17 protein-coding genes are annotated in these 19,293 nt (G+C 71.2%); 12 read left to right on the forward strand and 5 right to left on the reverse strand.

Features of this window, described 5'->3' with window-relative positions; all coding sequences use genetic code 11:
- Nucleotides 1-426 precede the first annotated feature (426 nt).
- Entirely contained in the window at nucleotides 427-1,830 is a 1,404-nt protein-coding gene (locus ACTMTJ_RS02845; RefSeq protein WP_441214413.1) for a sigma 54-interacting transcriptional regulator, read from the forward strand.
- Nucleotides 1,827-3,782, forward strand: a complete 1,956-nt coding sequence (locus ACTMTJ_RS02850) for a VWA domain-containing protein (protein ID WP_441214414.1) — start codon at nucleotides 1,827-1,829, stop codon at nucleotides 3,780-3,782. The genes ACTMTJ_RS02845 and ACTMTJ_RS02850 overlap by 4 nt, the downstream gene beginning before the upstream one ends.
- Nucleotides 3,783-4,465: 683 nt before the next feature.
- Here the strand turns inward: ACTMTJ_RS02850 and ACTMTJ_RS02855 are convergent.
- Entirely contained in the window at nucleotides 4,466-5,497 is a 1,032-nt protein-coding gene (locus tag ACTMTJ_RS02855) for a potassium channel family protein (protein WP_441214415.1), read from the reverse strand.
- 86 nt (nucleotides 5,498-5,583) lie between these two features.
- Between ACTMTJ_RS02855 and ACTMTJ_RS02860 the strand changes: the two genes are divergently transcribed.
- Entirely contained in the window at nucleotides 5,584-5,976 is a 393-nt protein-coding gene (locus ACTMTJ_RS02860) for a cupin domain-containing protein (protein WP_441214416.1), read from the forward strand.
- Between the two features lie 5 nt (nucleotides 5,977-5,981).
- Here ACTMTJ_RS02860 and ACTMTJ_RS02865 read toward each other — a convergent pair whose 3' ends face one another.
- On the reverse strand, nucleotides 5,982-6,431 hold the full coding sequence (locus ACTMTJ_RS02865; RefSeq protein ID WP_441214417.1) for a hypothetical protein: 450 nt from the start codon (nucleotides 6,429-6,431) through the stop codon (nucleotides 5,982-5,984).
- Between the two features lie 128 nt (nucleotides 6,432-6,559).
- On the opposite strand from ACTMTJ_RS02865, the gene ACTMTJ_RS02870 reads away from it, so the two are divergent.
- The 3 genes from ACTMTJ_RS02870 to ACTMTJ_RS02880 all read left to right on the forward strand — a co-directional run bounded on the left by ACTMTJ_RS02870 (nucleotide 6,560) and on the right by ACTMTJ_RS02880 (nucleotide 10,694).
- The gene (locus ACTMTJ_RS02870) at nucleotides 6,560-8,491 is read left to right on the forward strand and encodes a phosphotransferase (RefSeq protein WP_441214418.1); all 1,932 of its coding nucleotides are present in this window, start codon (nucleotides 6,560-6,562) and stop codon (nucleotides 8,489-8,491) included.
- Entirely contained in the window at nucleotides 8,467-9,657 is a 1,191-nt protein-coding gene (locus ACTMTJ_RS02875; protein ID WP_441214419.1) for a hypothetical protein, read from the forward strand. The genes ACTMTJ_RS02870 and ACTMTJ_RS02875 overlap by 25 nt, the downstream gene beginning before the upstream one ends.
- A 149-nt stretch (nucleotides 9,658-9,806) precedes the next feature.
- Nucleotides 9,807-10,694, forward strand: a complete 888-nt coding sequence (locus ACTMTJ_RS02880; RefSeq protein WP_441214420.1) for a hypothetical protein — start codon at nucleotides 9,807-9,809, stop codon at nucleotides 10,692-10,694.
- Here ACTMTJ_RS02880 and ACTMTJ_RS02885 read toward each other — a convergent pair.
- Complete coding sequence (locus tag ACTMTJ_RS02885; RefSeq protein WP_441214421.1) at nucleotides 10,663-11,448, reverse strand: SDR family NAD(P)-dependent oxidoreductase; 786 nt, start codon at nucleotides 11,446-11,448, stop codon at nucleotides 10,663-10,665. The genes ACTMTJ_RS02880 and ACTMTJ_RS02885 overlap by 32 nt on opposite strands.
- Complete coding sequence (locus tag ACTMTJ_RS02890) at nucleotides 11,445-12,614, reverse strand: threonine synthase (protein ID WP_441214422.1); 1,170 nt, start codon at nucleotides 12,612-12,614, stop codon at nucleotides 11,445-11,447. The genes ACTMTJ_RS02885 and ACTMTJ_RS02890 overlap by 4 nt, the downstream gene beginning before the upstream one ends.
- 138 nt (nucleotides 12,615-12,752) lie before the next feature.
- Between ACTMTJ_RS02890 and fxsA the strand changes: the two genes are divergently transcribed.
- Genes fxsA through ACTMTJ_RS02910 form a run of 4 tightly spaced genes read left to right on the forward strand, consistent with a single transcriptional unit; the run spans nucleotide 12,753 to nucleotide 17,022 of the window.
- Nucleotides 12,753-12,926, forward strand: coding sequence for an FxSxx-COOH cyclophane-containing RiPP peptide (gene fxsA, locus ACTMTJ_RS02895; protein ID WP_441214423.1), 174 nt, complete (start codon nucleotides 12,753-12,755; stop codon nucleotides 12,924-12,926).
- A 4-nt stretch (nucleotides 12,927-12,930) separates the two neighbouring features.
- Nucleotides 12,931-14,082: an FxsB family cyclophane-forming radical SAM/SPASM peptide maturase gene (locus tag ACTMTJ_RS02900; RefSeq protein WP_441214424.1), complete on the forward strand. Its 1,152-nt coding sequence runs from the start codon at nucleotides 12,931-12,933 to the stop codon at nucleotides 14,080-14,082.
- Nucleotides 14,079-15,806, forward strand: coding sequence for an HEXXH motif domain-containing protein (locus ACTMTJ_RS02905; protein WP_441214425.1), 1,728 nt, complete (start codon nucleotides 14,079-14,081; stop codon nucleotides 15,804-15,806). The genes ACTMTJ_RS02900 and ACTMTJ_RS02905 overlap by 4 nt, the downstream gene beginning before the upstream one ends.
- A 10-nt stretch (nucleotides 15,807-15,816) precedes the next feature.
- Nucleotides 15,817-17,022: a hypothetical protein gene (locus ACTMTJ_RS02910; protein WP_441214426.1), complete on the forward strand. Its 1,206-nt coding sequence runs from the start codon at nucleotides 15,817-15,819 to the stop codon at nucleotides 17,020-17,022.
- Between the two features lie 3 nt (nucleotides 17,023-17,025).
- On the opposite strand, the gene ACTMTJ_RS02915 is transcribed toward ACTMTJ_RS02910, so the two are convergent.
- Nucleotides 17,026-17,568: a TetR/AcrR family transcriptional regulator gene (locus ACTMTJ_RS02915; RefSeq protein WP_441214427.1), complete on the reverse strand. Its 543-nt coding sequence runs from the start codon at nucleotides 17,566-17,568 to the stop codon at nucleotides 17,026-17,028.
- A gap of 109 nt (nucleotides 17,569-17,677) precedes the next feature.
- Here ACTMTJ_RS02915 and ACTMTJ_RS02920 point away from each other — a divergent pair, with 109 nt between their 5' ends.
- The gene (locus ACTMTJ_RS02920) at nucleotides 17,678-18,625 is read left to right on the forward strand and encodes an SDR family NAD(P)-dependent oxidoreductase (protein ID WP_441214428.1); all 948 of its coding nucleotides are present in this window, start codon (nucleotides 17,678-17,680) and stop codon (nucleotides 18,623-18,625) included.
- Nucleotides 18,626-19,079: 454 nt separating this feature from the next.
- On the forward strand, nucleotides 19,080-19,292 hold the full coding sequence (locus ACTMTJ_RS02925; RefSeq protein WP_441214429.1) for a DUF3311 domain-containing protein: 213 nt from the start codon (nucleotides 19,080-19,082) through the stop codon (nucleotides 19,290-19,292).
- Nucleotide 19,293: the final 1 nt, after the last annotated feature.

The raw sequence follows: 19,293 nt of genomic DNA on the forward strand, positions 1-19,293 counted from the left end.
GCAGCGACGGATGGGATGGCAGGGCCCCCAAAGCTCGCGCGAGATCTCGCGGTGCCACCCGCCGAGGAACTTAGGCCTGCTGACGGCGCTTATGGAACCGTTTCATCCAGCGCGTGTTGTAGACGGGAGCGCTCCCAATGCGGAGCGTGAATACACCTTGATCACAGCGTCGCCAGAGGGGGTGAGCAAAGGTTTGCTGCACCTGGTTCGTCAGTAAACGTCGGAATGTGCGACATCCGAATTGCTCTGGCACGGGCTGAGTGTCCGGTCAGTCGGGATGCGCCGCGAGTTGATCCGTTACACCCCACCCGTCACTCTAGTCCGGCCAGGTGGTGGACGGGGGGTCGCCCGATCCGGCCTTGCCCCGATGCCCGCCGGCACCTGCACTTTCGACCGCCGGTAACAGAGTCGAGCTAGCTTTGGCCGGTGACATCAACGCCTGAAAACATCAGGACGGTCGGTGAGCTCCGCGCCAGCGGCCACCGGCACCGCACGGTCAAAGAAGAGCTCCGCGAAAACCTCCTGGCCCGGATGCGCGAGGGCAGCCCCCGATTCCCCGGCATCGTCGGATACGACGGCACGGTGCTGCCCGAGGTGGAGCGCGCGATCCTGGCCGGCCACGACATGGTCCTGCTGGGTGAGCGGGGCCAGGGCAAGACCCGGGTCATCCGTTCGCTCGTCGGCCTGCTCGACGAGTGGACGCCCGTCATCGCCGGTTCCGAGCTCAACGAGCACCCGTACCAGCCGCTCAGCCCCTCCTCCCGCAGGCAGGCCGAAGAGCTCGGCGACGACCTGCCGGTCCGCTGGCTGCACCGCTCGATGCGGTACGGCGAGAAGCTGGCCACTCCGGACACCAGCGTCGGCGACCTGATCGGCGACGTCGACCCGATCCGGGTCGCGCAGGGCCGCACCCTCGGCGACCCGGAGACCATCCACTTCGGACTCGTACCCCGCACCAACCGGGGCATCTTCGCGGTCAACGAGCTGCCCGACCTGGCCGAGCGGATCCAGGTCTCGCTGCTCAACGTGCTGGAGGAGCGCGACATCCAGGTCCGCGGCTACCAGTTGCGGCTCCCGCTCGACCTGCTGCTCGTGGCGAGCGCCAACCCCGAGGACTACACAAACCGGGGGCGCATCATCACGCCCCTCAAGGACCGGTTCGGCGCGGAGATCCGCACCCACTACCCGCTCGAGCTCGACCTTGAGCTCGACCTGATCCGCCAGGAGGCGCGGCTCGTCGCCGAGGTGCCCGAGCACGTGCTGGAGGTGGTGGCCCGCTTCGCCCGCGCGGTCCGCGAGTCGCCGTCGGTCGACGCCCGGTCGGGTGTCTCGGCACGGTTCGCGATCGCGGCCGCCGAGACGGTGGCCGCCTCCGCCCTGCGCCGCGGCGGCCTCCTCGGCGAGCCGCGGGCCACGGCCCGGATCGGCGACGCGACCTCGATCACCAGCACACTGCGCGGCAAGGTCGAGTTCGAGAGCGGCGAGGAGGGGCGGGAGATCGAGGTACTCGCCCACCTGCTCCGCACCGCGACCGCCGAGACGTTCCGGGCGCGGCTGGCCGGGCTCGACCTCTCCGGCTTCACCGACCTGGTGGCCGAGGGCGACATCGTGGAGACCGGCGAGCTGGTCGGTGCCGAAGACCTGCTGCGCCAGGTGGGCACCGTGCCGGGCCTGGCCAAGGTGCTCGAACGGCTCGGCTTCGACGACGCGCCCACGCCCGCACAGGCGGCGGCCGGCGTGGAGTTCGCGCTGGAAGGGCTGCACCTGACCCGTCGCCTCTCCAAGGCGATGACCGACGAGGGCCGCACCTTGTACGGGAGCCGGGAATGACCCGCCCCAACCGCTACCGGTACGGCGCGTGGCGCGGCGGGCCCGACCCGCTCGCGCCGCCGTACGACGTGCGGGCCGCGGTCGACCAGGTCGGCGCCGAGGTGCTGGCCGGCGGCAGCTTGCGCGAGGCGCTGCGCAACCTGCTCCGCCGCGGTCCCGACGGCGGCCGCGGGCTCGACGACCTGGCCGCCCGGGCCCGGCGGATGCGCCGCGAGGCGATGCGCCGGGGCAACCTCGACGGCACGGTCACCCGCGCGCAGGCACTGCTCGACCAGGCCCTCGCCGCCGAACGCGAGGAACTGGCCCGCCGCACCGACGACGCGGCCCGGTTCAGCGAGACGCGGCTCGACAGCCTGCCCCGCTCCACCGCCCGCGCGGTCGAGGAGCTGTCCGACTACCAGTGGGCCAGCGAGGAGGCCCGCCGTACGTACCAGCAGATCCTCGACGGGTTGCGCGACGAGGTGCTGGAGCAGCGCTTCGCCGGGCTGCGGGAGGCGCTCGGCAACCCCGACCCGGCCGCGCAACGCCGGCTGGCCGAGATGCTCGGCGACCTCAACGACCTGCTCGACCGCCACGCCCGGGGCGAGGACACGACGGACACGTTCGCCGAGTTCATGCGGCGGCACGGCGAGTTCTTCCCGGAAAAGCCCGGCTCGGTCGAGGAGCTGATCGACGCGCTGGCCCGCCGGGCCGCAGCCGGCGAGCGGCTCATGCGGTCGCTGTCGCCGCAGCAGCAGGAGGAGCTGTCCCGGCTGATGGCACAGGCACTCGGCAACGCGGGCCTCGCCGACCAGCTGGCCCGCCTGACCGCGAACCTCCGTACGCTCCGCCCCGACCTGGGCTGGGAGCGGCGCGCCCAGGTCCGCGGTCAGCAGGGACTCGGGTACGGCGAGGCGGCCGGCGCGCTGGCCGAGATCGGCGACCTGGACGAGCTGCTCGACCAGCTGGGCCAGGAGCACCCCGGCGCCACGTTGGACGACATCGACGTGGAGGCGGTGGAGCGGATCCTCGGCCGGGGCGCGGCCGGCGACGTGCGGCGGCTCCAGGAGCTGGAGCGCGAGCTGCGCCGGCAGGGCTGGCTCGGCCGCGGCACCGACGGCCTCACGCTCAGCCCCAAGGCCCTGCGCCGGCTGGGCGGCACGGCCCTGCGCCGCGTCTTCGCCTCGCTGGAGACCGGCCGCCGCGGCCAGCACGACCTCCGCGACGCGGGTGCCGCCGGCGAGACCACCGGCGCGTCCCGCCCCTGGGAGTACGGCGACGAGCAGCCCATCGACGTGGTGCGCACGGTGGCCAACGCGGTCCGCCGCACCGGCGCCGGCCCGGTCTCGCTCACCGTCGACGACTTCGAGGTGGTGGAGACCGAACGCCGCGCGTCGGCCGCCGTCGCCCTCTGCGTCGACCTGTCGTACTCGATGGTGGCCGAAGACCGCTGGGGCCCGATGAAGCAGACCGCCCTCGCCCTGTCACACCTCGTCGCGACGAAGTTTCCGCAGGACGCCCTCCAGATCATCGGCTTCGGCCGCTACGCCATGCGGCTCACCACCGAAGAGCTGGCCTCCGTCGACCCCGACTACGTGCAGGGCACCAACCTCCAGCACGCCCTCCAACTGGCCGGCCGCCACCTGCGCAAGCACTCCGGTTCCGAGCCGGTGGTGCTGGTGGTGACCGACGGCGAGCCGACGGCACACCTGGAGGAGGACGGCGAGGCGGTCTTCTTCTGGCCCCCGCTGTCCGAGACCATCCAGGCGACGGTGGCCGAGGTGGACAACCTGACGCGGTACGGCGCCACGCTCAACCTCTTCATGCTCGGAGAGGACGAGGGCCTGCGCCGCTTCGTCGACGCGGTGGCCCGCCGCTGCGGCGGCCGCGTCTTCACCCCCGACACCGAAGACCTGGGCAGCTACGTGGTCAACGACTACATCCGCGCCCGCCGCGGCCGCGTCTCCCGCTGACGCCTTGCTCGGTGCCGGACCTGTCGAGTTTGCTGGCACCAACGCGTCTACCGCCGCCCGGGGCGGTCCGCCGAGTGGGCAATGTCGGGGAGTTGCACGTCGAGGGCGACCGGACCAGGCCCTGCGCGCCGGCTAGACGAATGTGCGCGTGGATCCCTTTGCTCTGCTTCCCTATGGTGAGCACCCACCCTTGGCGCGGGTTGAACCGTCAGGCCGCTTCCTATGGGGAAGCAGAGCAAAGGATCCCCGCACACACCACCCAACCGGCCGGCGACGGGTCTAGAGACCTTTCGGAGTCAGGGTTCGCGGCCCGGCCACAACGCACGATCAAATTCAAGGCAGAACTTTTCCCAGGTCCGCGTCAGCGGTAGACCGTATGCTCCCGCGGGCACCGCTCCCGGCCGGCGGCTCGCAGAGCGCCCTAACTCTCCAAGATCTCGCACCGGACACCGTTCACGCCACCGCGGCGGTTACTCGCGGTGACAGCGCCTCTGTCCGGTCTGTTGCCCGTCGCTTCGGCACGGGGCATTGGGGACAACGAACCACGCGCGGGGTGAGCGTGACCAGCGGCGGACGGGTGAGGCCGCGGGAGCAGCGGTCTGGACCACGACGGACATCGCGGTAGCCCAAATCTGCCTTTGAATCGAACCCGAGACCGCGGCGCCCCTGACTCCGAAAGGTCTCTAGGCGCTGTCGCGGGTCAACGTGGACTCGACGGGGACGGCGGCGTCGTCCCGGATGTAGACCAGCATGTCGCCAGTCTCGATCATGGCGCATTCGGGGGAGGCGAGGGACAGCACGCGGCCGTGGCGGACCAGGGCGATGACCAGCTCGCTCACCTTGCGGGGCGACTTGCCCACCTCGGCGCGGTCGGCCGAGCGGAGGGCGAGAGCCATGCCGCGGCCGGGCGTCAGCAGGTCTTCCACCACGTCGATGAGCGGCGGCGCCGACGTCGAGAGGCCGAGCAGGCGGCCGGCCGTCGCGGAGGAGACGATCACCTGGTGGGCGCCGCTCTGCTTGAGCAGCGGGGCGTTTTCCGCCTCGCGGGCGGCGGCGATGATGCGTACCTTGCCGGCGGTCATCTGGCGCGCGGTGAGCGTGACGAGGACGTTGGCCTCGTCGGTGTCGGTCGCGATGATGACTGCCTTGGCGTCCTTGACATGCGCCTCGGCCAGGAGGGACGAGCGGGTGGCCGAGCCCTCCAGCGCGACGAGCCCGTCGGCGGTGGCCTGGCGTACGGCCGCGCGGTCGGACTCCACCACGACGATGCGCTTGCCGTCGAAGCCGTTTTCGCGCAGCGCCGCCACGGCACTGCGTCCCTTCGTCCCGTAGCCGCAGACGATCACGTGGTCCTTCAAGAGTTTTCTCCACCGCGTAAGGCGAGCGTTCGTGCGGTACTGCTCGGTCAGCACCTCAAGTGTCGTGCCGACCAGGATGATCAGGAAGAGCACCCGCGCCGGCGTGATCACGATGACGTTGATCAGCCGGGCGCTTTCCGAGGTCGGGGTGATGTCGCCGTAGCCCGTCGTAGACAGCGACACGACCGCGTAGTAGAAGCAGTCGAGCAGCGTGAGCCCGTCGTCGTTGACGTCGCGGTAGCCGTCGCGGTCGGCGTAGACCACGCAGACGATGCCCAATACCAGGGCGACCGCCGCGACGAGGCGCGAGCTGAGGGCTCGCAATGGTCCCCGGGGCGGGGAAGGTAGGTGGATCACGACAGATCTCGGGCCGGCACGCCTACACGATAGATCAGCCGTCGGGGACCCGCGTTGATCGAGGTGGAAATGGGTACGAAGGCGGCATGGAGCATTTCACGATCGCGACCGTCGCCGAGCAGAACCCGGACTTTCGGCGGGTGCTCTGGACCGGGCAACACGCGCAGCTAGTGATCATGACGATCCCGCCGGACGGTGAGATCGGCGAGGAGGTCCACCCGGACACCGACCAGATCCTCACGTTCGTCAGCGGCGTGGGCGAGGCCAAGGTCGGCGGTAAGACGCGGAAGGTGGCCCAGGGCGACCTCGTGGCGGTGCCGGCCGGCACCAAGCACAACTTCGTCAACACCGGCCCCAACCCGCTGGTGCTCTACACCGTGTACGGGCCGCCCGAGCACGCCGACGGCGCGGTACACAAGACGAAGGAAGAGGCGGACAAGGCGGAGGAGTCGGGCGCCGACGAGCCGCCCGGCAAGTAGCTTCTTCAGTCGGTCTTGAGATCGCGGCGTGCCGCCTGGATCAGCTTGCGGCGCGCGGCGGCCACCGTGTCCAGCAGTGCGGGGTGATCGGCGAGCTGGCCGTCACGCAGCTCGCGATGCTTGATCAGTAGGTCGACGCCGGCCGCGCCGACCGACTCCGACGCGAATAGACGCAGGCGCGTGAGGCTGGTGCGCAGCTCGCCGAACGCGGTCTGCACGATGTCCTCCAGGCGCGCCGCGGCCGTCGGGTCGGGCGGCTGCGGGCCCAGCTCGAAGCGGTCGCGGGCCGCGTCCGAGCTGCGCCAACTCGCCTCCAGCAGGGCGACGAGCGTGTCCGACAGCGCCTCACGCGACCAGCTCGTGCGGTCGCGGTTGCGGGTCAGGATCGCGGTGACGATGATATTCGCGCCGCTGATGAACGCGGCTGTGAAGGCCGCCCACTCGCCGACACCCATTGTTGGTGATCCCTCCCCGTACGCCGATCCGCAGAGTAGCGAAGCGGACGCCACGCCGGTAGACCAGACAATCTGGGCGCGGCTAGCATCGGCCGTGACCCCTCGTTTCTTTGTCGTCTGGAGACTTCGTGCCGCCCCGGCTGACCGTGATCGGCAAGCATTCCGAACTGACGGCCGGCGATGTCCGGCGCCTCGTCCACCTCGTGGTGGGTGACCAGCCGAAGGCTGATTCGAGAGCGGGCGCGACGATCGACGTACGCGTGCTGCAAGGCGGTTACAGCGGCCTCCTGGTCGCCCTCGTGTACGCGCCGCGGCGTGGCCTGTTCATTCTGAAAGGCGGCCCGACCGGCGAGATTCAGCTGGAGCACGAAAACCGCGCGGCATTTCTCGGCTCCGCGGACGAATGGCTCGTGACCAACCAGCTCGACGGCATTTACGGCCCGGTCGACGTGGAAATCCGCGACCAGTCGGAGAGCTGGAGCGCGATGGCGTACCGCTATATCGGCAGCCGCACCTACCGCGAGCTGGCCGACTACAGCGAGTTCGGCGGCTTTCTCCAGTCGTTCGTGCGCATGCCGCCGGTCGAGGGCGCGCCGCCGGAGCGCACGGTGCGCGCCTGCCTGTACAAGGTGGCCAGCCTGCTGGTGCGCAACGCCGACCTCCAGAACGAGGAGGAGGGGCGGGCGCTCGGCGACTACCTGCCGGACGTCGACTGGGAGCGGGACATCAACGCCAGCCTCACCACGGCCGCCGCCCTGTGGTCGGACATCGAAGACCTGCGCGACTTCCGCGCCTGGTACACCGAGGCGGCCGCGGCGGTGCGGGTGGCGCCGGTGGCCGACCGGCGGCTCATCCACGGCGACGCCCACCTGGCCAACATCCTGGTCAACAGCGTGCGCGCGGAGGTCGACCTGATCGACTTCGGCAAGGGGCGGCAGGCGCACGTCTTCGAAGACCTGGCCCGCTTCGAGGTCGACCTGATCCTGCACACCACGCCCCGGCACGCGCACAGCGGCGCGCTCGTGCAGGACGAGCTGCTGGAGACCGTCAACCTCGTCGGCGACGACGACTTCGCGCTCCGTGACTCGCCCGACGAGCCGCGCCACCGCCGGTGCCTGCGGATGTGGCGGCAGGAGCTGTGCGCGGTGCTGCGCGGCACGTCGCTGCCCGGCGCCGCGATGATGTACCGCTGGTTCCTACTCAGCGAGTGCCTCAAGCGGATCCGCTGGGTGACCAACAACGGCCCCGTCGCCGCCGGCGTCGACATGCTCTCGGTGCTCCGGATGATTACCGCGTTGCGCCGCATGCTTGACGGACATCGCTACGCTCCGGAGGCAGTGATATCGACCACCGCCGAAGCGTTGACACTGCTGCGGTGCACCGCGGCGTACGTGCCGATGCACGGCCACGAGCTGTTGACGAACGAGAAGCGCAACCGCGTCAAAGAGGCCGCGCTGCACGCCTCCGCCGCCCGGGGCGCGTCCGTCCGGATCACCGCCGAGACCGGATACTCGTACCTGGCGACGCGCGGTGTGTTCAACTCCCGGATCCTGCGCCTGCTCGCGGCGGGCGCCAGCCTCCAGATGGTCATCTGCAACCCGTACTTCCTGGAGGCGTACGGGATCTCCGCCAGCTACGACCCGGACGGGCGGCGGCTCGGCGCGGTGGTCCCCGACGGGCTGGAGCTGCACGCCGACCTGGCTCGCAAGTTCGAGGCGAGCCTGCGCGGCTACGAGATCCTCCGGGAGGAGTACAAGAGCCTGGTGGAGGTCAGGCTCGCACGGTTCGGCATCGGCGCCACGGTGCTGCTGACCGAGCAGGCGTCTTTCTTCGAGCCGTACTTCCACGCCTCGCGCAACCGTCGCGAAAGGGTGCTGTTCGACACGTTCGAGCTCCAGTTCGAGCCGGGTGGCCTGCACATGAAGCGGCTCCTCGAAGAGACGTTCTCGTTCCACTGGAACAACGCGGACGCGGTCACCGACGTGAGCCAGTTGGAGGAGCGATGCAGGAGGGCGCGCACGGCGGTCTTCGACGCGTGGCAGGAGACGAGCAGCAGTTGATCCGGGCCGCCGTCCCGCTGGTGGCCGAGCACGACTCGTGGATCACAGTGGACCCGATCGTCGGCTGCCCGGCCGACTGCGCCTACTGCTACCTCGGCCCGCTCGGCTTGCGGGCCACCCGCCCCGCGCTGCGGGCCACGCCGGAGGCGGTGGTCGCGGCCGTCGAGGAGCACCTGTACGGGCGGCGGGCCCGGGTGATCGACCCAGCGCACGACCAGACGCCGCTCTGCGTGGGCAACTACACCGACATGGTGCTCACCCGCCCCAACCGCGAGGCGCTGGTGCGCATCGTCGAGCTGCTGGCCGAGCGCATCCCGCGCCGCCCGGTGGTCGTGGTGACGAAGGGGCGGCTCGACCAGGAGCTGCTCAACGCGCTCGACGGGCCGGGCTTCCCGATCTTCTGGTTTCTCAGCCAGTCCATGGGGCGGCTCACCGGCCTGCCGCTGGAGCGCGGCCCGATCGCCGATCTGGACACCACGCTCGAAAACGCCCGCCTCGTGTCCCGCACCGCCCACCAGAAGGCCGTGCACTTCTGGCGGCCGTTCGTGGCCGAGCTGCGGCCGAGCCGCGGCGACCTGGAAAAGCTGGTCGGGCGGCTGGCCTCCTCGGGCCTGTCCTGCTCCGTCGTGGTCGGGCTGACCCGGGGCCCCGGGGTACCGCTGGCGGACGAGCGCCTCGTCACGCTGCTCGACCGGTCGATGGCGGCGCCGGCGGAGCAGTGGGAGGTCTTCGACGACGAAGGCTGGGCGGAGGCCCGGGACGCCGCGGCGGCGGTCGGATACCCCTTGTACCGCAACACGTCCTGCGCGCTGGCGCTCCTCAGTGGACAGCCGGAGGCGCTGGGCACGTGGCGGCTGCCGTACGCCGAGCACCGCTGCCTGCCGGCCGCCTGCCCGCTCGGTCAGCGGGGGCGCTGCGCGGTCGCCGCGGCCGGGGAGTGGACGGATGGTGCGACCCTGGCTGCCAAGGTGGCCACCTTCCTGAGTCTCGACGCAGGATTGGTATCGGTCACCCGGGGGGAACTGGTGATCGGTGACATGATCGACGAGTTTGACTACAATACACTGTTGCACGGCTACGGCCGGCATTTGGCGATTCGAGCCCAGGGTGTGCGCAGGCAAAAGGCGTGGCTGGGGTCGTTTACCGGAGGGGGGCGCGCGGCGTGACGGTCGACCCACCCCTTCGGGCGCCCACCGGTTTCACCACCGTTCGGGCGCTTCGTCGGCTCCGTCGCATCACGGGCTTTGTTTCGGTATACGGAGAAGAGCGAGATCCGCGTTCGTCGGCATTTGCCCGGATTTGGCATGTCGGCCGCATGACCTGGGTGGCCCGGCGGCTCGCCGAGCGCCAGCCCGGCGTCGACGTCGACCGCGTCGTGCGCCTCTGTCTCCACCACGACCTCAACCGCTGGCCCTTCGCACACAACACCGAGGTGGGTCGCTTCGACCAGGCGGGCAATACCCGCGTCTTCACCAAGTCGCTGCTCGACGCGCGACTGTCCGATGAGGACTTCGCCGACCTGGAGGGCGTGCACCACAAGCGGATCGACGAGCTGAGCCCCGAGGGCCGCATCGTGCTCGGCGCCGACGCCATCACCGGCGTGGTCGAAGACCCACTGCTGCTCGTGACCGGGCTCAACGTGCGGCCCGACTACATCCCCGACCGGGTGTCCCGGGTGCTCGGGTTCACGCTTCGAGCCGAGCCGTGGCGCGGCCGGGCCCGCCGCCTGGCAAAAGAGTTCCACAGCGCGGGTGCGCCCGATCCGCTGGTGTTCCGCGCCGGGTTCGCCCGGCTCTTCCGCGATCTCATGGGGCAGGTGCTGGCGCGGGAAGACAGGCCGGAGCGGCTGCTCGACGTCGCCGCCGCCGTCAAGACCCACTTCATCCGCCCGCGGGTCTTCCCGGTCAACAACGAGCTGGTCTGCCGGTCGAGTTGGCTGCGCGGTGACGTGATGCCGCGCTACCTCGCCCGATACGGTGACGTCGACCTCGTGCTCATCGACGAAGACGACTTCGTGCGGCGGGCCCTGCGGGTGGGGGCCGCGGCGAGCGCCGCCGACTTCCTGCCGCGCATCGACGCGGTCCGCGAGCGGCAGGCCGACCTGTGTTTCGTGCGCGCCAAGACCGCTGCCGCCGACCGCTCCGCCACCGTCAGCCGGGCCCCCAGCCGCCTCAGGCTCGTGCCCCGACTAGCGACTCGGTGAGCTCGCGCAGGCGCTTGCGAAAGTCCACGTCGTACGCCTGGTCGAGCGCCCGCGCCTCGCGCTCGCGGTCGAAGTAGCGGCCGGTCACGCCCTCCAGCTCGGGGTCGACGACGAGCCGCAGCGTCGCCGCGAGGCCCCGCTCCAGGGAGTCGATCTCGCCGGTGCCGGCCTGCCGCACCATCGTCGTGGGCATCAGCGTCGCCGGGTGCAGGCAGTTGGCCGTCACGCCCGTGCCGGACAGCTCCTCGGCCAGGTCGAACGTGTGCGCGATGAGGGCCAGCTTCGCGCGCCGGTACGCCTCCGTGCCGTCGTAGCCGCGCAGCATCATCGGATCGTCCACATCGAACGGTCGCTGGCCGATGGAGGCGACGTTGACGATCCGGGCCGGCGCGGACCGCTTGAGCCGGGGGAGCAGGAGCTGGGTCAGCAGGTACGGCGCCAGGTAGTTGACGGCCAGCCGCAGCTCGTATCCGTCCGCGGAGAGCTGCCGGGCCTCGCCGGGCGGCCCGAAGCCGATGCCCGCGTTGTTGACCAGCACGTCGAGCTCACCATCGACCGCCGCGGCCAGCCGGCGCACCTCGGCGAGGGAGGAGAGGTCGGCCCGGATCGCCTGCGCGCCCGTCCGCTCGGCCACCTCGGCGAGCCGGGTGGCGTCGCGGCCGTGCACGATCAGCTCGTGCCCCCGATCGGCCAGCGCGTACGCGAGCGCGCGCCCGAGCCCGTCCGACGCACCCGTGATCAAGGTCCGTGTCATGCGTCCACGCTATCCGGGTACTTGAGCCCGGTGCCCGTGTTCAGCACCACCACCTCCTCGTGTTCGCCCAGCCAGCCGGCCGCGCGCAGCGTGCGGGCGGCGGTCAGGCAGGCGGCGCCCTCCGGGCAGAGCCACAGCCCCTCGTCGGCGCCGAAGACCCGCAGGTCGGCCAGCAGGTCGGTGTCGTCGACGGAGATGGCCGTGCCGCCGGTGGCGTAGAGCGCGTCGAGGATGAGCTCGTCACCGAGCGGCGCGGGCACCGTGATGCCGAACGCGACAGTGTGCGCGTCCGGCCATGGCTCGGCCCGCCGCGCGCCGGCGGCGAACGCGGCGACGATCGGCGCGCAGCCCGAGGACTGTACGGCCACGAGCCGCGGCTGCTTGTCACCGATCCAGCCCAGCTCGCGCAGCTCGGCCAGGGCCTTGTGAATGCCTATCAGGCCCACTCCGCCGCCGGTCGGGTAGAGGATGACGTCGGGGACCCGCCAGCCGAGCTGCTCGGCGATCTCGTACCCCATCGTCTTCTTGCCTTCGAGCCGGTACGGCTCCTTCAGCGTGGAGACGTCGAAGACACCGTCGCCGATCAGGCCCGCGACGAGCCGGCCGGCGTCGCCGATGAGGCCGTCCACGAGGTGCAGCTCCGCGCCCGCGACCGCGCACTCCTTACGCGTGATGGCGGGCGCGGCCTTGGGCATCGCGATCGTCGCGCGCAGCCCGGCTCGGGCCGCGTAGACCGCCCACGCCGCACCGGCGTTGCCGTTCGTCGGCATCGCCACGTGCCGGACGCCCAGCTCGCTCGCGCGGGAGACCCCGACGGCGGCGCCGCGCGCCTTGAACGAGCCGGTCGGCACGAGCCCTTCGTCCTTCACGAGCAGCCTCGGTACGCCGATGCGCGCGCCGTACCGGGCGGCGGGAAGCAGCGGAGTCCAGCCCTCACCGAGCGTCGTGATGTGCGCAGCGTCGCGGACCGGCAACAGCTCGCTATAGCGCCAGAGGTCTGCCGCTCGAGTGGCGATCGCGGCCGGGTCGAGGGCGGCTCGGGCCGCCGCCAGGTCGTACCGGACGAGCAGCGGCGAGCCGCACGCGCAGAGGTTTTGCGGCCGGTCGGCGTCGTAACGGGTGCCGCAGCGCGGGCATTCGAGGTCGGTGAGATACGAGGCGGTCACCAGCCAATCTTGGTCCGACACGCATCGTCGTGTCTGGACGTTGGCTGAACGGGGGAGTACGTTGGCGACGCCAAGGACGCTGTCCGGTGGACTGCCGTCGACAACGCACTATTCGTCCACAGAGGGATGCCGGCCGGGATGGATGCCACCGCCGACGACAGCCAATTTGACCTGATTGATCTTAACGCAATCAGTCTGGCCGATCTACGAGCGCTTGACGGGTCCGCCTTCGGCCAGTCGCTCCGCCGCATCCTCGACGACATCGACCGACCGCAGGACGCGGTCGCCGGCTGGAACGCCGCCATCGGCTGAGCTCATGCACGGGATCACCTGGCGTCCCACCCCATTCCGGGAGTTCGTGCTGAAGGTGCATTCCCGGTGCAACCTCGCCTGCGACTACTGCTACATGTACGAGCTCGCCGACAAGAGCTGGCGGGCGGCCACCGCCGTGATGAGCGACGAGGTGCTGGACGCCGCCTGCCGGCGGATCGCGGCGCACGCCACGGCTTATAGCATCCCCACCCTCCGCATCGTGTTACACGGCGGTGAACCAATGCTGCTCGGCGCGGCGCGGCTGGCCCGTGTCGCCGAACGCCTCCGCGCCGCCGCACCAACTTCGACCACAGTGGACGTTCTCGTCCAGACAAACGGCGTGTTGCTCACCGACGCCGCGCTCGCGACGCTGGCCGGTGCGGGCATCAGGATCGGCGTCTCGTTCGACGGTGACCGGGCCGCCACCGACCGCCACCGCCGGTACGCGAGCGGGCGCAGCAGCTTCGCGGCCGTCGACGCGGCGCTGCGGCGGCTGCGCGACCGTCCGGCCGCGTTCGCCGGCATCCTGTCCGTTGTGGACCTTGCGAACGATCCGGTCGGCACGTACGAGGCGCTGCTGCCGTACGAGCCGCCGATGGTCGACTTCCTGCTGCCGCACGCCAACTGGGGCAGCCCGCCGCCCGGGTCCGTCAGCGGGGGCGCGCCTTACGGAGACTGGCTGGTAGCCGCGTTCGACCGGTGGTACGGCGCGCCGGTGCGGGAGACCCGGGTGCGCTTCTTCGAAGAGGTGCTCAACCTCGTCCTCGGTGGACAGAGCCACACCGAGGTCGTGGGGCTGAGCCCGGTCGCCACGATCGTGGTCAATGTGGACGGTTCCTACGAGCAGGTCGACACGCTCCGCTCGGCGTACCCGGGTGCGGTCGACACCGGGCTCGACGTCTTCGCGCACGACCTCGACGAGGCGCTGCGCCACCCGGCCGTCATGGCCCGCCAGGTGGGTGTGGCGGCACTCTCCAGCACGTGCCGCTCGTGCCCGCTGCACCAGGTCTGCGGCGGCGGCTACTACCCGCATCGCTACCGTCCCGGCGAGGGCTTTCGCAACCCGTCGGTCTACTGCGCCGACCTGCGGCGGCTCATCACACACGCGGCCGGGCGGCTGCGCGCGGACGTCGAGCGCCTGAAGCAGCCGGCATGACGGCCGTACACAGTCTCGCACCGTCCATGGTGGACGCGCTCGGCGACGGCCACGGCGACGCCGAGACGATCCGCCGCCTGCGGGCCGGCCAGGTGAGCAAGCGCCTGCTGCTGCTCCGCACACTTCTCGACGAGGCACGCCTCGACGACTACTTCCAGCTGCTGGTCGAGGCGCAGCGCCACGCGCCGGACACGGTGGCCGAGGTCTTCGCCGAGCCGCACGTGGGCGCCTGGCTGGCGTCGTCGCTGCGGCGGCTGCGCGGCGCCTGGACCGGCGTCGAGCCGATCGAGACCGACCTGGCCCACCTCGGCGCCATCGCGGCCGCCGCGGCGATCCGGGCCGGCGTCGAGTTCACAGTGGACATCCCCGCGCGGGACGGCTGGCTGATGCTGCCAACCCTGGGGCGTGCGCGGGCGGAGGGCGTCGGGACGGTGCGCTATGCGGGCGAGCACCTGGCCGTTGGCGAAGACTGGCAGGAGCTGCGCGTCCTGCACTGCAAGGCGGACGACCTCGAGCTGCGGGTGCGCCTCGACGACATCGACCCGTTTCGCGACTGCCACCGCCTGTCCGCGGCGGAGCGGCTGACGAGCGCGGAGGTCGAGGAGTGGCAGCGCCTGCTCGACGAGGCGTGGCCGGTGCTGACCGCGCACCACCGCCGGTATGCCGAGGGGATCGCTGCCGGCCTCGTCACGCTCGTGCCGCTGCACACCGAGCGCACCAACGTCGGCGTCAACGTCACGAGTATGGACGCCTTCGGTGCGGTCTCGCTGACCCGCCCGGCCGACGGCGTCGCGCTCGCGGTCGGGCTGCTCCACGAGTTCCAGCACGCGAAGCTCGGCGCGTTGATCGACCTCGTGCCGCTGTACGAGCGGGACGACCGCCCGCGCTACTACGCGCCCTGGCGCGACGACCCCCGTCCGCTCGGCGCGCTGCTCCAGGGCGTGTACGCCTTTCACGGGGTCACCGACTTCTGGCGGGTGCAGCGACACGCGCTAAGCGGCGGGCGGGCCAGGTTCGCGCAGGTGGAGTTCGTCCGGTGGCGCGACCGGGTGTGGCGCACGCTGGGCGTGCTGGCGGAGTCCGACCGGTTCACCAGCGTGGGGCGGCACCTGCTCGACCGGATGCGCGCGGTGCAGGCGGAGTGGCAGGGCGAGCCGGCGCCCGCCGACACCGTGGAGCTGGCCCGCGAGGCGGCCGAAGACCACTGGGTCGGCTGGCGGCTGCGCAACGCCCGCCCCGACCCCGCGGCGGTGGCCCGGCTGGCCGGCGCGTGGCGGGCCGGGCACGACTGTCCAGTGGAGACGGTCGCGGTCGAGATCGAGCCGCGCCCGCGGGCACTGGCCCAGAGTGTGCGGCTCGACCTCGTGCAGCTGCGCATCGTCGATCCGAGCCGCTTCGCGGGTGTCGTGGCTGATCCGGTGCAACTGCACCGGTTCGTACCCGATGCGACGCCCGCGGACCTCGCGCTGGCCGGCGGAGATCTCGCGGCGGCGCGCGATGCCTACGCGGCCGAGGTGGCCGCGGACCCGGACCGGCTGGATGCCTGGATCGGCCTGTCGCTGGCCTGCCAGCGGCAGGCGACGCGGCTGCTCGACTTCCCGGAGCTGTGCTTGGCGGTTCACCGCCATCTGTGCGAATCCGGCGAATCACCGCCCGATCCGGTCGCTCTGGCCCGGTGGCTGGTGCCCGTACGGGGGACCGACGCGACGGCGCGCAGCCGCTAGCATTCGGCGGGTGCGCCTGAAGGCCGGCTCGTTGCTGCTCGCCGCCGCACTCCTCGCGGGGTGTGGTGGAGGTGGCGACGCCGGTGACGACGAGCCGCCGCGGTCCCTGACGACGCCGGGCGGCGTGGCGGCCACCGAGACGCCGGGCGGCACGGCGCGGCTGGGTGCGGCGCCGACGACCAAGCCGCCGGCCTCGAAAAAGCCGCCGGCGGCGGTGCTGCGCGCGGGCAACCCCAAGGGCAAGGCCGCGGTCCCGGCCGCGGGGCGCGCGGTCGACACCAGCAAGCCGGATCGCGTGGTGGGCAACGGCACGCAGGCGAGCTGCACCTCCAAGGCGGTCGTGTCGGCGGTGGCGGCCGGCGGGGTCATCACGTTCGACTGCGGGCCCGACCCGATCACGATCAAGATGGCGCAGACCGCGAAGATCAAGAGCAGCGTGCGCAAGGTGGTCATCGACGGCGGCGGCAAGGTGACGCTCAGCGGCGCGGGCAAGCGCCGGATCATCTACCAGAACACCTGCGACCGGGCACAGGGCGCGACCAGCGGAAACTGCACCGCCCAGGACCATCCGCAGCTCACCGTGCAAAACATCACGCTCGCCGACGGCAGCTCGATCGGCGTCGACCCCGACCCCGAGGTGACCAACGGCGGTGGCGGCGGCGCGCTCTACGTGCGGGGCGGAAACTTCAAGGTGGTCAACACCAAGTTCGTCCGCAACAAGTGCGACAACGGCGGCCCTGATCTCGGCGGCGCGGCCATCCGGGCGCTCGACCTCGACAACGACGGCCCGGTGTACATCGTGAGCAGCACCTTCGGCGGCGCGTCCGGCCAGGGCGGGCGCTGCTCCAACGGCGGCGCGCTCAGCAGCATCGGCGTCTCGTGGATCGTGCTCAACAGCCTGTTCAGCCACAACGAGGCGATCGGCTTCGGCGCCAACGGGGCGCCCGCGGGCACGCCCGGCGGCGGCAACGGCGGCGCGATGTACTTCGACGGGGCCAAGTTCACCGTCCGGATCGCCGGGACGATCATGGAGCGCAACCACGCCCGAGAGGGTGGCGGGGCGGTCTTCTTCGTCAGCAACGACCGCACCGGCAGCATGCGGATCGAAAGCTCGACGCTGCGGCGCAACCCGAGCGACAAGTTCGAGACGCTGCCCGGGATCTTCTACCTGGGCACCACCGAGCACCCGTCGATCTCCGGCCCCAGGCCGAGCTGAGCCTCAGCCCGCTCGATAGCGCAGGCCGTCCAGCAGCAGGTCGAGCAGGCGGCCGGCCTGGTCTCGCTCGCCGGCGGCCATCGTGACGCCGCCGAGGCCGAGGAGCACGTCGCCGGCCCGCGCGTCCGGCCGGATCGTGCCCGCCTCGACACCCGCCTCGAGCAGCGCGGCAATCGCGGCGGTGAGCCGGTCGCGGCTCTGGGCGTACGGGTTGACGCCGGACGCGATCACCACGCGCAGCGCGTCGGACATGCCCCGCTTGGTGGCCATGTAGTCGACGAACCGGTCCATCCAGGTGCGCAGCGCCGCGTCGGGCGGCTGGGCGGCGAGTAGCTCACCCACCGAGTCGCAGAGGCGGGCGAGCTCGCTGCGGTAGGCCGCCTCGATCAGCGCCTCGCGGGTCGGGAAGTGGCGGTAGAGCGTGCCGATGCCCACGCCCGCGTCCTTGGCGATCGCGTCGAGCGTGACCTCCGGCCCGTCCTGCGAGAACGCGCGGACGGCGGCGTCGAGCAGCCGGTCCCGGTTGCGCTGTGCGTCGGCGCGCACGGTGGTTCCTCCCCGTGGTGTAGCTCACTTGGTAACCGGAGGGAACTCCGCTTAGGGTTGCGGTGAAATGGAGGACCCTCCGTTTGTAGGTTACAGGGTGGGTGAGATCATGACTGGGACCACACGTATCACCACGCCGTTCGGCGCCGAGTCCACGGCCGCCGAGGTGGTGGCGGGCATCGACCTGAGCGGCCGCCGGGCCATCGTCACGGGCGGCGCGTCAGGCATCGGCGTCGAGACCGCGCGGGCACTTGCCGGCGCGGGCGCCGAGGTCACGCTCGCGGTCCGCAACCTCGAAGCGGGCGAGCGCACCGCCGAGGACATCACCGCCACCACCGGCAACAAGCACGTGTACGTCGCGCCGCTCGAGCTCGCCGACCGCGCCTCCGTCGCCGCCCTCGTGACGGCCTGGGAGGGACCGCTGCACATCCTCGTCGACAACGCGGGCGTAATGGCGTCGCCGCTGACCCGCACCGTCGAGGGGTGGGAGCTTCAGTTCGCCACCAACCACCTCGGCCACTTCGGCCTCGCCACCGGGCTGCGCCGCGCGCTGGCCGAGGCGGGCGGTGCCCGGGTCGTGTCGGTCAGCTCGTCCGCGCATCAGCGCTCCCCGGTCGTCTTCGACGACATCAACTTCGAGCGGCGCGAGTACGAGCCGTGGTCGGCGTACGGCCAGTCCAAGACCGCCAACATCCTCTTCGCGGTCGAGGCCAGCAAGCGGTGGGCCGGCGACGGCATCACCGTCAACGCGCTGCACCCGGGCAGCATCCGCACCGCCCTCCAGCGGCACGTGAGCGAGGAGGAGCTCGACCGCCTCCGGGCCCAGGCCGGCAACGACCCCGCCGTGGCCTGGAAGACGCCGGAGCGAGGTGCCGCCACCTCGGTGCTGGTCGCCACCTCGCCGCTGCTCGACGGTGTGGGTGGCCGCTACTTCGAAGACTGCAACGAGGCCGTGGCACACCAGCCCGGTTCACGTCGCGGCGTGGCGGCGTACGCGCTGGATCCGGAGGCGGCCGCCCGCCTGTGGGAGGTCAGCGAGGAGCTGCTCGCCCGCTGACGAATCCACAGAGATCGATATTGATGCACGCATCGATTGGCTACGTCCTTACGGCGCGCAGCACCGTCATTGCGGAATGTCAGCAAAAATGCCGGTCTCACCAATGGGTGAAATTGTACGGAAACATTTCGAACAGGTAGATGAGTACCGATCGGTCGATCGGAGGATCCGGCGGAGGTCCAAGTCGCCAGAGGATGTTTGTCCCGTGACGCCCGTCACGGGGCAAACCACCCCAACGGAGGCAGGGATGGTCGCGGATCGGCGTACTCAGGACAGTTGGCCACCAGGCCCGCCAGGTCCACCCACATCACCGCCTCCGTGGCGCGGCCCCGCAGAATCGCCTCCACCGCGTCGGGGACCTTCCGAAACAAGTCACTCCTGGACGCCACCAGGTCGTGCGCAGGTGCCCGGGGCCTGGCCACCCCGCCACCCCGACCACAACGTCGGCGTTCCGGTGGCGACCAAGCGAAAGCGGCGCGCCGACGCGAGCCCCTGGCACTGGCTGCTCCTGATCCCGATCGTCCTGCCGCTGTTGCCGCCGATCTACAACCGCATGGAGCCGCGCCTGCTCGGGCTGCCGTTCTTCTACTGGTGCCAGCTGGCGTTCGCCGGCGTGGCCGCCGCCACCACCGCGATCGTCCACGTGGCGACCAAGGAACGGCGGTGAC

Origin of the sequence: Phytohabitans sp. LJ34, from assembly GCF_052068095.1 — a bacterium.
Lineage (GTDB): Bacteria > Actinomycetota > Actinomycetes > Mycobacteriales > Micromonosporaceae > Phytohabitans.